General features: G+C 70.2%; 12 protein-coding genes and 2 tRNA genes. 9 read left to right on the top strand and 5 right to left on the bottom strand.

Annotation, left to right across the window (positions count from 1 at the left end):
* Nucleotides 1–16 precede the first annotated feature (16 nt).
* Entirely contained in the window at nucleotides 17–1,450 is a 1,434-nt protein-coding gene (locus B7K20_RS10490) for an MFS transporter (protein ID WP_084102477.1), read from the bottom strand.
* On the opposite strand from B7K20_RS10490, the gene B7K20_RS10485 reads away from it, so the two are divergent.
* Nucleotides 1,449–1,889, top strand: coding sequence for a DUF2255 family protein (locus B7K20_RS10485; RefSeq protein ID WP_084102476.1), 441 nt, complete (start codon nucleotides 1,449–1,451; stop codon nucleotides 1,887–1,889). The two genes, B7K20_RS10490 and B7K20_RS10485, sit on opposite strands and share 2 nt — an antisense overlap.
* Before the next feature lie 64 nt (nucleotides 1,890–1,953).
* Here the strand turns inward: B7K20_RS10485 and B7K20_RS10480 are convergent, their stop codons facing one another.
* A complete protein-coding gene (locus tag B7K20_RS10480) occupies nucleotides 1,954–3,036 on the bottom strand; it encodes a heparan-alpha-glucosaminide N-acetyltransferase domain-containing protein (RefSeq protein WP_084102475.1) in 1,083 nt (360 codons plus the stop codon).
* Entirely contained in the window at nucleotides 3,033–3,536 is a 504-nt protein-coding gene (locus B7K20_RS10475; RefSeq protein WP_159449393.1) for a ClbS/DfsB family four-helix bundle protein, read from the bottom strand. The genes B7K20_RS10480 and B7K20_RS10475 overlap by 4 nt, the downstream gene beginning before the upstream one ends.
* Nucleotides 3,537–3,594: 58 nt before the next feature.
* Here B7K20_RS10475 and B7K20_RS10470 point away from each other — a divergent pair, with 58 nt between their 5' ends.
* The 5 genes from B7K20_RS10470 to B7K20_RS10450 all read left to right on the top strand — a co-directional run bounded on the left by B7K20_RS10470 (nucleotide 3,595) and on the right by B7K20_RS10450 (nucleotide 8,005).
* Nucleotides 3,595–4,383, top strand: a complete 789-nt coding sequence (locus tag B7K20_RS10470; protein ID WP_084102473.1) for a fumarylacetoacetate hydrolase family protein — start codon at nucleotides 3,595–3,597, stop codon at nucleotides 4,381–4,383.
* A gap of 66 nt (nucleotides 4,384–4,449) precedes the next feature.
* Nucleotides 4,450–5,946, top strand: a complete 1,497-nt coding sequence (gene gltX / locus B7K20_RS10465; RefSeq protein WP_084102472.1) for a glutamate--tRNA ligase — start codon at nucleotides 4,450–4,452, stop codon at nucleotides 5,944–5,946.
* Nucleotides 5,947–5,956: 10 nt separating this feature from the next.
* The gene (locus B7K20_RS10460) at nucleotides 5,957–6,715 is read left to right on the top strand and encodes an HAD family hydrolase (protein WP_084102471.1); all 759 of its coding nucleotides are present in this window, start codon (nucleotides 5,957–5,959) and stop codon (nucleotides 6,713–6,715) included.
* Between the two features lie 81 nt (nucleotides 6,716–6,796).
* The gene (locus tag B7K20_RS10455) at nucleotides 6,797–7,837 is read left to right on the top strand and encodes a hypothetical protein (RefSeq protein ID WP_084102470.1); all 1,041 of its coding nucleotides are present in this window, start codon (nucleotides 6,797–6,799) and stop codon (nucleotides 7,835–7,837) included.
* 93 nt (nucleotides 7,838–7,930) lie between these two features.
* Nucleotides 7,931–8,005 (top strand) — tRNA-Gln (locus tag B7K20_RS10450).
* 217 nt (nucleotides 8,006–8,222) lie between these two features.
* On the opposite strand, the gene B7K20_RS10445 is transcribed toward B7K20_RS10450, so the two are convergent.
* Together B7K20_RS10445 and B7K20_RS10440 are read right to left on the bottom strand one after the other, a co-directional pair.
* Nucleotides 8,223–9,002, bottom strand: coding sequence for an SDR family oxidoreductase (locus tag B7K20_RS10445; RefSeq protein WP_084102469.1), 780 nt, complete (start codon nucleotides 9,000–9,002; stop codon nucleotides 8,223–8,225).
* 205 nt (nucleotides 9,003–9,207) lie between these two features.
* Nucleotides 9,208–11,358 (bottom strand): ATP-dependent Clp protease ATP-binding subunit, encoded by a 2,151-nt coding sequence (locus B7K20_RS10440; RefSeq protein WP_255372767.1) that lies wholly within the window; start codon nucleotides 11,356–11,358, stop codon nucleotides 9,208–9,210.
* Between the two features lie 230 nt (nucleotides 11,359–11,588).
* Between B7K20_RS10440 and B7K20_RS10435 the strand changes: the two genes are divergently transcribed.
* The 3 genes from B7K20_RS10435 to B7K20_RS10425 all read left to right on the top strand — a co-directional run.
* A tRNA-Glu gene (locus B7K20_RS10435) sits at nucleotides 11,589–11,661 on the top strand.
* A gap of 167 nt (nucleotides 11,662–11,828) precedes the next feature.
* The gene (locus tag B7K20_RS10430; protein ID WP_084102467.1) at nucleotides 11,829–12,521 is read left to right on the top strand and encodes an RNA polymerase sigma factor; all 693 of its coding nucleotides are present in this window, start codon (nucleotides 11,829–11,831) and stop codon (nucleotides 12,519–12,521) included.
* Nucleotides 12,455–13,537 (top strand): hypothetical protein (locus tag B7K20_RS10425; RefSeq protein ID WP_144018640.1); only part of this gene is annotated, 1,083 nt, incomplete at its 3' end. The genes B7K20_RS10430 and B7K20_RS10425, both read left to right, overlap by 67 nt.

The raw sequence follows: 13,537 nt of genomic DNA, 5'->3' as shown, positions 1-13,537 counted from the left end.
AAGCCTGAGCGTGGCGTTAGCCGTGCATCGCGGCCTGACCCGCCTCGCTCGCCTGGGTGGACGCGCGCATCATGGTGGTTGCGATGACGGCGCCGACCGCGACAATCACGGCGCCCACGAGGAGGGCCCCCTGGTAGCCCTCGATGAGTGCCGCGTCCGCGCTCGCGGCCGTGGCGCCACTCGTGATCGCGGCGGCCACCGATCCCAGCGTGGCAATGCCGAGCGCGACGCCCACCTGCTGCGCGGCGTTCAGGGTGGCCGATGCCACGCCCACGTCGTTCGCGTCGACTCGCTCGACGGCGCTTTGGGTCGTCGCGATCACCGTCGCGCCGAACCCCACGGCAAGCAGCGCCATCGCCGGGGCGAGGTGCGTCCAGTAGGACACGTTCTCGGCGATCAGCGAGAGCCATGCCATGGCCACCGCGGCGGCCGCGGCTCCGATGCTCGCGACCGATCCTCGGTGCAGGCGCGTGAGCGCTGCGGTGCCGGCCGCGGCCCCGATGAAGATTCCCGCGGCAAAGGGCAGCCATGCGAGGCCCGTCTGGAGCGGGGTCAGGTCGCGCACGTGCTGGAGGTACAGCGTGACGACATAGAACGCGCCCATCGGGCCCACCGCGACGAGCAGGGTGGTGAGGTAGGCGCCGGCGCGGACGCGGTCGCGGACGATCGCGAGCGGCAGCAGCGGGTCGGCGCTGCGACGTTGCCGTGCGACGAAGGCGGCGAGGAGGGCGGCGCCGGCCGCCACGAGCGCCCATGTGGACGATTCTCCGAGCCCCGCGTCGGCGAACCTGGTGATCGCTGCGACGAGTGCGAGCATGCCGCCCGTGACGAGCGCCCCGTCTGTTCCTGCGAGCCGGCCGCCGTTGCCCGCGGCGCGCGGCAAGACGGTGGTGCCGGCGAGGACCGCGAGCCCGATGGGGACGTTGACGAGGAACACCGCTCGCCAGCCGACCGTGTCGGTCAGCACGCCGCCCAGCAGCAGGCCGAGGATGATGCCGACTCCCGACATCGCCCCGTAGACGGCGATGGCCTTGTCTCGCACCGAGCGCTCCGTGAACGTGGTGGTGATGAGGGCGAGAACGCTCGGGGCGGTGAGGGCGGCGCCCACGCCCTGCACGGCTCGCGCGAGGATGAGGACCGAGGCGGACGAGGCGAGGCCTCCCAGGAGGGAACCCAGGATGAAGACCGCCACTCCCCATCGGAGGGTCCGGCGCCGGCCCAGGATGTCACCGGCGCGCCCGCCTACGAGGAGGAGGGCGCCGAAGGCGAGGATGTAGGCGTTGACGACCCAGGGGAGGATGACGGGAGCGACGCCAATCTGCTCCTCGATGGTGGGCAGCGCAATGTTGACGATCGAGTCGTCGAGCACGAGCATGAGCTGCGCGGTGGTGAGGACGAGCAGCGGCAAGGCGACGCCGCGCCGCGTGGAGACGGACCGTGAAGAGGACATGCCGGGAACGGTAAACCTTCCCCTTGGGTGGAAGGTCAACTGCCGTGGGTGCGGTGGTGATCGGGCCGCGTGTGCGTCCGGCGACGTGCTTGCGGATATCGCGGGCTCCGACGACCTCCACATCGCGCCCTTCCGTGCGGACAGCACGACGTACGGCACCCCCACCTGGATCTGGTCGGTGGTCGTCGGCGGCAACCTCTACGTGCGCGCCTACAACGGCGCAGGCTCGCGCTGGCATCAGGTGGCCATGGCGCAGGGCGCCGGAAGGATCATCGCCGGCGGCCACACCGTCGAGGTGACCTTCACGGCGGCCGATGCGTCACTCACCGGGGCGGTCGACGCCGCCTACCGCTCGAAGTACGCGGACAGCCAATATCTGCCGCCGATGGTGAGCCCTCGCACGCAGGCCGCCACCGTGGTGATTCATCCGCAGGCGTGATCCCGACGCGCGGGTTCCGGCGCTGACGTACGCGTGGGAGGGCTTCGCCTCTGTCCAGCATGACTCACGTACGCACCGGGACCCGGGAGTTCGCCGCCCGCGTGGACCAGGCCGTGAGCCAGCGCTCGAGCGGACCGGCTCCCAGTCGCCAGCGCCACAGCGAGCAGAACACGATGATCCCAAGCCACAGCGCCACGAGCGAGACGTTGGACGGCTGCCATACGATCTCGGTGCCGACTGCCACGATCACGATGAGGTGTGCGACGTAGGCGGTGAGCGCCATCGAGCCCACGGCGAGCAGCGGCCAGACGAGGCCGCGCGCCCGCCGAGCGATCCACAATGACGCCGCGATGACCGCGCACGCCACGCCCACGTTGCCGAGCATCTCGACGGGGGAGTAGCTGTGATCCTCGAGGTCGAGCCACCACGAGGACGCGTCCGCGCCCGCCATCACCGCGAGCGCCACGGAGAGGCGCGACGCAGCGAAGGCCATGAGCCCCAGCCCCGCCAGCAGCAGCGCGACGCGGTCCTCCCTCAGCGCCATCCGTCCCACGCATACCCCGACCAGCACGTACCCCATCCATGCGAGCGCCGGGTAGTACGGGCCCCACAGCGCGCCGATGATGGGGATGCCGGGGTAGGCGGGGCCCCACAGCGAACCATGACCCACGGCCGCGTCGATCTGGAAGGCCGCGTACCCGCCGAAGGCGAGGCACGCGGCGGAGACGGACAGCAGCACCGGGGTGCGCACGCGCAGGAACGGCATGGTGAGCCAGAACATCACGCCCAGGTGGGTGAGGATGACGACCACCGGAGTGCCGAGCAACGCGAGCACCAGCCCGAGCCCCACGAGCATCAGCCCGCGCACAGCGATCCTGATGCGGGTGCGCCACAGTTGCGCGTCGTCGACGTCCGCGACGGCGACGCGTCCGCGAAGGGTGAGCATCATCGTCATCGATACCCCCGCGAGCACAGCGAACAGCGCGGAGGGGAAGCCGTGCGTGACGACGAGCCAGTCCCACGAGCCCTCGTCGCCCACGTGGGCGCCCACCATGCCGAGCACCGCGATGCCACGCGCCAGGTCGAGCCCATCGATACGTGAGATGCGGGCGGCCTGTGCTGTGGTCGCCCGATCGTCTGCCGTCACTGCTCCCTGTCCAGGTCCGCGTAAGTGGCCTTGGCGATGACGCCCTCACCCCACGCGTAGTGGTGACCCAGGCATTCCTCGGCCACCTCTGCGAGCGACTCGTGCCCCAGCCATGGCCTCGCCTCGGTGTCGAACAGCCGCTCGTCGTCGAGGCGGCGCATGAGCGCGCAGAGGCGACCGTGGGACTCGATGAGCAGGCCGCGCGCCTCGTCGTAACTCCAGTGCCGGTGCGCGAAGTACAGGGCGTCGTTGAGGGCGCTCAGGTCGCGCCACGTGTAGCCGGCCGCAGGGAAGTCGGGCTCCTCGCCCGCGTTCTCCGCCTCGATCCAGTCGAAGAACAGCAGGTGCCACGCGTGCAGGTGGGTGAGGACGTCCGCCGTGCGCCGTCCCTCGTACGCGAGCCCCAGGTGGCGGTCGCGCTCCGCGTCCGCGAGCGCAAGCAGGGAGTCCAGGCGCTCGTCGGCGGCGGAGATGAGCTCGTCGACGGTGGCGGATGACATACCCGCATCGTAAGGCCCGCGAGGCGACGGTGACAGGGGAGCCACTACGCTGGAGCCCATGCGTATTGCCCGATTCACCACTGGAGACGAGCCCCGCTACGCGATTGTCGACGGCGCCCCCGGCGAGGAGGAGCTGGTGGTCCTCACCGGCGACCCCATGTACACGCCCGGCAACGTCACCGGCGAGCGCATCAAGCTCACCGACGACGTCCGCCTCCTCGCCCCCGTGATCCCGCGCTCCAAGGCCGTGTGCCTGGGCAAGAACTACGCGGCCCACGCGGAGGAGATGAAGGACATTACCGGCCCCGCCGGTGCGTACCCCATCGTGTTCCTTAAGCCCAATACCGCCGTCGTGGGCCCCGACGACCCGATCGTGCTGCCCGCCTACAGCGACGACGTGCAGCTCGAGGCCGAGCTCGCCATCGTCATCGGCCGCATGTGCAAGGACGTCCTGCCCGAGCACGCCGAGCAGTACATCTACGGCTACACCTGCGCCAACGATGTCACCGCTCGCGACGTGCAGAAGCAAGAAGGCCAGTGGTTCCGCGGCAAGGCGTTCGACACCTCGCTGCCCATCGGCCCCTGGATCGAGACCGAGCTCGACACCGACGATGCCCGCATCACCGGCGCGATCAACGGCGAGGTGGTCCAGGAGGGCAACCTCAAGGACATGATCAACGGCATCCACGAGGCCATCGCGATCGCCTCCGAGGTGACGACCCTGCTGCCCGGCGACCTCGTGCTCACCGGCACCCCCGCGGGCGTCACCACCCTCAGCCACGGCGACATCGTCGAGGTCGAGATCGAGGGTCTCGGCACCCTGCGTAACCCCGCGATCCGCCGCTAAAGAAGCGTCACCCGGCCACGGCATCGGCCGCCCGAACATCCGCACCACCCTGGAGAACCTCACACCGTGACTGACACCGCCGCCCCCGAGGTCCGCGTCCGCTTCTGCCCGTCCCCGACGGGCACCCCCCACGTGGGCCTGATTCGCACCGCCCTGTTCAACTGGGCCTACGCGCGCCACATGGGCGGCAAGCTCGTGTTCCGCGTCGAGGACACCGACGCCGAGCGCGACTCCGAGGAGTCCTACGAGCAGCTGCTCGACGCGCTGAACTGGCTGGGAATCGACTACGACGAGGGCCCCGGCATCGGCGGCCCCTATGCCCCGTACCGCCAGTCCGAGCGTCACGAGCTGCACCTCGATGTCGCGAAGCGCCTGCTCGAGGCCGGCTTCGCGTATGAGTCGTTTTCGAGCCCCGAGGAGATCGAGGCACGCCACAAGGCCGCCGGGCGCGACCCCAAGCTGGGCTACGACGGCTTTGACCGCGACCTCACCGAGGAGCAGAAGGCCGCCTTCCGCGGCGAGGGCCGCCAGCCCGTCATCCGCGTGCGCATGCCCGACGAGGACATCACCTTCACCGACCTCATCCGCGGCGAGATCACGTTCCGCGCGGGCTCGGTGCCCGACTTCGTGATCGTGCGCGGCAACGGCGTGCCGCTGTACACGCTCGTCAACCCCGTCGACGACGCGCTGATGAACATCACGCACGTGCTGCGCGGCGAGGACCTGCTGTCCTCGACCCCGCGCCAGATCGCCCTGTACCGCTACATGGTTCAGCTGGGCGTCGCGAACCAGGTGCCCGAGTTCGGTCACATGCCGATGGTGCTGGGCGAGGGCAACAAGAAGCTGTCCAAGCGTGCCCCCGAGTCCAACCTGTTCCTCCACCGCGAACGCGGCTTCATCCGCGAGGGCCTGCTGAACTACCTGGCGCTGCTGGGATGGAGCATCGGCCCCGACCGCGACGTCTTCACGCCCGCCGAGCTGGTCGAGGCGTTCGACATCCGCGACGTCACCCCCAACTCCGCCCGCTTCGACCTCAAGAAGGCCGAGGCGATCAATGCCGATCACCTGCGCATGCTGCCGCTGGGTGACTTCGTAGCCCGCACGGTGCCCTACCTGCACGCTTCCGGCCACCTGTCGAGCGCCGACCCGCAGGACCTCACCCCGCACGAGGAGCAGACCCTCGCCGAGGCGGCCCCGTTGGTGCAGACCCGCATGAACCTGCTGGGCGAGGCCCCGGGCATGCTGGGCTTCCTTTTCGAGGACGACCACGGCTACGAGTTCGACGAGAAGGCGCTGGCCAAGCTGCCCGAGAACGCCGCGGAGATCCTCGACGCTGCGCTCGTGGTGCTGGAGGGCCTCGATGACTTCGGCGCCGCAGCACAGCAGGAGGCGCTGCAGGCCAAGCTGGTCGACGAGATGGGCATCAAGCCGCGCTTCGCGTACGGCCCGCTGCGCGTCGCCGTCACCGGTCGCCAGGTCTCGCCGCCGCTGTTCGAGTCGATGGAGATCCTGGGCCGCGAGCACTCGCTCGAGCGCCTGCGTCGCCTGCGCGCGACTCTGTGACGGACGCCTCGTGACGACGGCCGATGCCGTGGCGGGCCGGGTATCCCGGCCCGCCATCCGCGGGGTGCTGCTGGACGTCGACGACACCCTCGTCGACACCCGCGGCGCCTTCCGCCATGCGCTGCTGCGGGTGGCGGACGAGTACCTCGACGCTGGCGCCGGCCCCGAGGCCGTCCTCGCACACTGGCGCGAGGACCGTTCAGGCTGGTACCGCGCCCACACGCGAGGCGAGATGACGCACCGCGAGCAGCGCAAGCGCCGCGCGCAGGAGCTGCATGAGACGTTCGGGGGGCCGTCTCTCGCCGACGACGAGGCGTACGACATCTGGGATGCAGGCTTCGAGCGTCACTTCCGTGAGGGCTGGAAGGCGTTCCCCGATGCGGCGTCCATGCTCGACGCGCTCGACGCCGCGGGCGTGCCCTATGGGTCGGTGTCGAATGCCGACCTGGCCTACCAGGAACTGAAGCTCGCAGCGTGCGGGTTGGAGCGCGTGGAGATGTTCGTGGGGGTCGACACGTTTGGTGTCGGCAAGCCCGATCCTCGCGTGTTTGTCGAAGGTTGCCGTCGCCTGGGCCTCGACCCTGCCGAGGTGGCCTACGTGGGCGACGAGCCAGACATTGATGCCGGGGGAGCGGCTCGCGCGGGGCTCACGGGCGTGTGGCTCGACCGGCCAGGAACGCGGCGCGCCGGGCATGACGGCGCCGACCTGGGCGAGCGTACGGCGCGGATCGTGGGCCTCGATGAGCTGGTGGGCGCGCTCGGGTTGTAGCAGGCGCCGTTGACCCCTCGCGGGGTCGTGGTGGGCGACGTACCCTGACCCTGAGGGCGCATCGCGGCGCCCGGAGGAGCGATGGCGTCCACGGAGTATGTGATCGTCGAGGACCCGCATGGACACGGGCCCGACTCGTGGCGTGTCGAGGAAGATCGCGGCGGGGGCGGCTCGTGGCGCGTGCGCGTTGCGGCCCTCGCCGCCGCGGCCGTGCTGGCCGTCACTGCCGCCTGGTGGTGGTCCGATGACGGTGATCCCTCGCCTGCGCCCGAGCCCACCGTCACCGCCGCGCCAGCCAACGCGGCGCGCACCACCGCCGTGGCATACGGCGAGTATCGCGACCGGCTCTCACTCGTGGAGTGCATGGCTGGGCGCGGCTACCCCTACGAGGTGCAGATTGTCGACCAGGCCGCGCAGCTCGGTGCGGTCGCGGACTACCTGGGCGTCCGGCCGGCGACTGCCTACCCGGATGCGCCGCTTCCGATGCTGCGCCAGCCCGATCTGTACTTCGGGCGCGGCGGCCAGGCGGTCGAGGTGGCCACCGGTTCCGTGGGCTGCGCCTTCATGCGCAGCGAGGTAGACGTGGACAACGGCGATGCCGTCCGCTCCGCAGTCGAGGCCGCCCGCGCCGACCTGGGCTTTCGTGATGTGGTGGCCGAGCAGGTGTGGGTGGCGCAGCACCCGGCCGAGGTCTCTCAACGGGTCGCGCTCTTGCGCGCCGATCACGGCGAGTGGGTCGCACGCGACACCTACGTGCAGGAGCGGTGGCTGCGCGCCCTCGAGGCCGCGACGGGGGTGATCGCCGACACCGACGTCACGTGGATCCCCGTCACGGTCGCGACGACCGATGTGTTCGCCCAAGCGGCGGGCCTCACCGATGCGGGCACTGCCGTCGTGATTCGCGTGGGGGAGCGGGCGCAGCCCCTGCAGGCGGGGCTGGCGCTGACCCGGGTGCACGGCCTGCCGTGCGGCGAGGTAGCCGTCAGCGCCGCGTTCGCGCGGCCCTATGGCGACGAAGAAGGGCTGGGTGACGTGAGCCGTGCTCTCACCGGCGCATGCGGCGCGTTGATTGGCGCGGGCTATGCCGAGGGTGAGTCGCTCGCCGAGGTGTACTGGGACTGAGGCTGGTTTGGAGCATCGGCCAGGAACCGGTACAGTTGTTCCTCGGTCGGGCCCCCGGGTTTGACCGCGAAGCCCGGCCTCGGTCGGGCGCGTTGGCCTATGGTGTAATTGGCAGCACGAAGGTTTCTGGTTCCTTTAGTCTTGGTTCGAGTCCAGGTAGGCCAGCCAACGAAAAGCCCGCTCCGGCGGGCTTTTTTCGTACCCGGCCGATGCCGGCATGGGTGCCGTACGTCGGCCGGCCACGGCATCGGCCGCCCTCCGACAGCGCGAACCGGAAGAACACGCGCCACGCCGGCCAGCGCGGCTCGTGGCCCTTGCTGACCGGCGCGGCGCAGTGCAATCCGGTTTGTGTTGGGGGAGCGGGAGCGTCATGCCCCGCGCGCGATCACCACACGGTGTCGCCGCGCAGCACCACGTCCGATCCGCCATCGACGAAGACCGTCTGGCCGCACAGGTGCGTGTTCTCCTCGCTCGCGAGCCAGGCGAGCGGATACGCGACCGCGATGGGGTCCGCGACGCCGTTCAGCGGCATCGGCACCTGCTCGAGCAGTTGCGCCGTGGCCTCGGGCGTCGCCGTGAGATCGGCCGTCATGGGGGTGCGGATGATCCCGGGCGCGACCGCGTTGAGCGGGATCGAGGCCCCGGCCCACCGGTCGCCCGCGGCGTTGCGACGCATCCAGCGGCAGAAGGCGGCCTTGGTGGAGCTGTAGATCAGCCCGCCGGTGGCCTCGTCGTCGGACAGCACAGCTGCCCGCGCGAGCGCGCCCGCCTCGTCGCCGGCGAGCATGGCCTCCACCAACGCGTCATCGGTGGGCATGATGCTCGCCATCGACGCGACGCCGACCGCGCGCGGGGCGGGGGAGTCCTTGAGGAGCGGGCGCAGGTTCTCCAGCGTGGCGACCATCCCGAAGTAGTTCACCGCCACCGTGGCGGGGATGGGAAGCGCGAGTCCGGCGACGGCGATGATCGCATCGACGGGTCCGCCGGCCACGGCCGCGACCTCCTCCGCGAGGCGTTCGCGGTCAGCGTCCACGGTGAGGTCCGCGGTGACGTCGGCGTCGTGCAGGTCGACGCCCACCACGCGATGGCCGCGCTCCTTCAGCAGTGCGGCAGTCGCCAGGCCAATGCCCGAGGCGGCGCCGGTAATGACATACGTGCGTGACATGACAGGTCCCTTCTCTCCATTGAAAACGGTCCTTCCACGCTAGGCGCGCGTGGGCAGGGCGCACGAGAGACAAAGGTCCCGGCCGTCCCGCTCCGACCGTGCGAACCGGATCCGGACGCGACACGCCGGCCGGCGGGGCGCAGGGGCTCCGCCGGCCGGCGTGTCGGGGTGTCGCGCGGTTCACACTGTCCGCGCGCCCGGGTACCTACTCGACCTCGAGGGTGACCTCCTCGCCGTCCCAGCCGGCCGTCACCGCGTCGCCCTCGCGCACGTCGCCGTCCACGATGCGCCGCGCGAGAGAGTTGAGCACCCGCGTCTGGATGAGTCGCTTGAGTGGACGCGCCCCGAACGCGGGGTCGAACCCGTCGCGCGCGAGCGAGGCGCGCAGCTCGTCGGTCACGGTGAGCGCCACGTCCTTCTGGACCGCGAGGCGCGCGACCGTCTTCGCGATCTCCGTGTCGACGATGCCCTCCATGGCGGCAGGGTCGATGCGGTCGAAGATCACCACGTCGTCCAGCCGGTTGAGGAACTCGGGCCGGAACGCGCGGCGCAGCACGGCTTGCAGGTCCGTCTCCAGCACGGACCGGTCCGCCCCGTCCCACGCGAGCACGATGTCGGAGCCCAGGTTCGAGGTCATGATGAGGATCGTGTTGGTGAAGTTCACGGTCCGCCCGCGGCCGTCCGTCAGCCGCCCGTCGTCGAGCACCTGCAGCAGCACGTTCCACACGTCCGGGTGCGCCTTCTCGACCTCGTCAAACAGCACGATCGAGTAGGGGCGGCGACGCACTGCCTCGGTGAGCTGGCCGCCCTGGTCGTAGCCCACATAGCCCGGGGGAGAGCCGATCAGGCGCGACACGGCGTGGGACTCCATGTACTCCGACATGTCGATGCGAATCATGGCGCGCTCGTCGTCGAACAGCTGCTCGGCGAGCGCGCGGGCGAGCTCGGTCTTGCCCACTCCTGTGGGGCCCAGGAACAGGAACGAGCCGATGGGCCGGTGCTCGTCCGCGATGCCCGCGCGGGCGCGCCGGATCGCATCGCTGACGGAAGCGATCGCTCCGTCTTGGCCCACCACGCGCGCGTGCAGCCGCTCCTCGAGGTGGCCCAGCTTCGCGGACTCGTCGGTCAGCAACTTCTCGACTGGCACGCCCGTCCACTTTGCGACCACCGCCGCGATGTCCTCGCCGGTGACCTCCTCGCGCAGCATGCGCTCCTCGGGTGCGATCGCATCCAACTCAGCCCTCGCATCGGCCATTTCCTTCTCCGCCGCCGGGATCTCGCCGTAGCGAATACGCCCCGCGGTCTCGAGGTCGCCCAGGCGTTCGGCACGGTCGAGCTCGCCACGCAGGCCCTCGAGCCGCTCGGTCGCGGCCGAGACGCGCACGATGAGGTCCTTCTCGCGCGCCCAGCGCATGTTGAGGGCCTCCGACTCGTGGCGCAGCGCGGCGATGTCGCGGTCAATCTCGTCGCGGCGCGCCTTGGCGTGCTCCGACTTGTCCTTCGCAACCTGGGTGCGCTCGATCTCGAGCTGCATGATGCGCCGGCGGGCGCGGTCTAGCACGATGGGCATGGAGTCGAGCTGCATCTTGAGGGCGCTCGTGGCCTCGTCGATCAGGTCCACGGCCTTGTCCGGCAGGAAGCGGTCCGAGATGTAGCGGTCGGACAGGCGCGCCGAGGACACGATCGCCTCGTCCGTGATCTTGACGCCGTGGTGTACCTCGTACTTCTCCTGCAGCCCGCGCAGGATCGCGACCGTGTCCTCGATGGACGGCTCGCCCACGTAGACGGGCTGGAAGCGGCGCTCCAGGGCGCTGTCGGTCTCGATGTGTTCGCGGTACTCGTTCAGTGTCGTGGCGCCGATCATGCGCAGCTTGCCGCGCGCGAGCATGGGCTTGAGGATGTTGCCCGCGTCCACGGAGCCGTCGGCCTTGCCCGCGCCCACGATGGTGTGGAGCTCGTCGACGAACAGGATGATGCGTCCCTCGGCTGCCTCGACCTCGGCGAGGATGGCCTTGAGGCGCTCCTCGAACTGGCCGCGGTAGGCGGCGCCGGCCACGACGGAACTCATCGCGATCTCGATGACCCGCCTGTCCTTGAGGGAGGAGGGGACGTCGCCTGCGACGATGCGCTGGGCGAGGCCCTCCACGATCGCGGTCTTGCCCACGCCGGGCTCGCCGATGAGGACGGCGTTGTTCTTGGTGCGCCGCGTGAGGACCTGCATGACGCGGCGGATCTCCTCGTCGCGGCCGATCACGGGGTCGAGATTGCCTGCCTCGGCGAGCGCCGTGAAGTCCTGGCCGAACTGCTCGAGCGCGGACTGCTCCTGCGTGTCAGGAGCCTGAGGGGTGGTGGACATGATGAGCCTCCTGGTGGTCGTGGGACGGGCGGCTCCAAAGTTGAGCCGCTTACGCTCAACTTTACATAACGCTCGGCTGAGATGGCAAGCGATAGGCGGCCGATGCCGTGGCGGGGGAGGATGGTCGTCGTGTGTTCGGAGGGGGTGGGGTGCCGATTTGGAATCGGCGTGCACCATGCTGTAGAGTCTTATCTCGCGCCAGCCGCCCGGTAGGGGGCAGGAGCAGCTAGGGCCCCGTTGTGTAGCGGCCTAGCACGCCGCCCTCTCAAGGCGGTAGCGCGGGTTCGAATCCCGTCGGGGCTACGGATGAAACTCCTCACTTTTCGGTGGGGAGTTTTTCTGTTTCTGGGCGTCGTTCTTCCTGCCGCGCGGGCTGGCGGCCGGGTCGCAGCGAGCCCGGCTTGCGTGTTAAGTTCCCCCGTCACATGCTGCGATCCTCGCGGCGTTGAGTTTGGCGAGAGGGCGGCCGCATGGCGTTGGGCGAGTACTTCGCTCCGACGCTGACCGCCGCTCGCAACGGCGCCACCTGGGCGTGGGAACGCATCTATCGCGATCTCTATGGCGGCGTGTACTCGTACTTGCGCGGCACCGGATTGGGCGACGCCGTCGAGGACGTGTTGTCCGAGACGTTCCTCTCCGTGGCCCGCGACATCCACCGCTTCACGGGTGACGAAGACGACTTCCGTGCGTGGGTCTTCACCATCGCGCGCCGGCGCGGCCAGGACGAGTGGCGCTCGCGAGGGCGTCATCCCGAGACCGCTGACGGGCTCGAGCCTGCAGGACTTGCAGAAGAGCATTGGCACGGCGATGTCGAGTCCGAGGCGTTGTCCGCCATCTCCTTGATCGAACCACGCGTGCTGATCCGTGGCCTGAGCCTGGTGCAGCGTGAGGTGATCCTCATGCGCGTGGTCGCGGACATGTCGGTGAAGGCGACCGCGGAGGCTCTCGACAAGTCAGAGGGGGGCGGTCCGCGTGATCCAGACCCGTGCGCTGAAAGCATTGCGCGAGCAACTCGATGCTCATGGTCACGAGCGGTCCACGCTGCCGGGAAAGAAGTCGCTGTAACGTTTCTGGCCGCGTCAGCGATGACAGGGGTATGGACCACGTATCGAGCAACGACGCCGACCGTGACTTCGACGCTCTCGTGGCCGGTCGTCCCGTGACCGATCCCGACCTTGCTGCCCTCGCCCCGGCATTCGCCGCGCTGCGAGCGAGCGCCGCCGCTCAGCCCACCGACTCGCAGGCGGAGGCCATGGTCGCGACGTTGGCGGCCGCCGTCGCTCCAGCGGCCGTCGCTTCGACCGCGGGCGCGAGGCCGGCCGCGGCCCGCCGCTCGACGTGGAGGCGCCGGGTGGGTGCCTCCGTCGCTGTCGCGGGTGTGCTGGGACTGGGGCTCGCGGGAGCCGCTGCGGCCGATGACGCCGCGCCGGGCGATGCACTATATGGAGTGGATCGCGCCCTCGAGCGGGTGGGGATCAACGCCGGTGGCGCCGACGAGAGGCTCGGCGAGGTGCGCATCCTCGTGGAGCGCGGTGACGTCGACCGGGCCGCCGCGCTTGCCACCGAGACTCTCGACTCCCTCGATGAGACCGAGGCCGCCGACGGCCTGCGCGTCGCCGCCGAGTCCGTGTTGGCCGAGGGATCCGAGCAGTCGCTCGAGACCCGGACGCGAGTGTCCGAGATGTTGCTGTGGATGGCCGACCAGGACGAGCGCGGCGCCGCATTTGGGAAGGCGGTGTCCGAGCGTGCCCGCGGGCTCGTGGACACGCCGGCAGTCGTCGATGACGCCACCGTTGAGCCTCAAGACGGCGACGCCGGTGGCGCCGACGAGGGTTCCTCGCCCGACGTCCCCGTACCCGCCACGGCAGGCCAGTCGGAGACCGCCGGTCAGCCCGCCGAGGCTGGTGATGCTCCGGTCTCCGCAGGGCAGGGCGCCGGTACTCAGGAGCCGTCCGACGCCCACGAGGCGGCTGGCGCCGATGTGCCCAGCGAGTCCGGCAAGCCTGCCGATGCCGGCAAGCCCGAGGGCACCGGCAAGCCCGAAGGCGCTGGTAAGCCCGAGGGCACCGGCAAGCCCGAAGGCGCTGGTAAGCCCGAGCAGGAGACCCCCACGGCGGAGTCAGGCGACGCCGACGCATCCGCCAAGGAGAGCAAGCCGGCCGGCGAGGTTGGCAAGCCC

It is taken from the genome of Demequina sp. NBRC 110051 (assembly GCF_002090055.1).
Lineage (GTDB): Bacteria > Actinomycetota > Actinomycetes > Actinomycetales > Demequinaceae > Demequina.
Note: the sequence above shows the minus strand (reverse complement) of the source record. Positions and strands in the feature narration are given on the sequence as shown.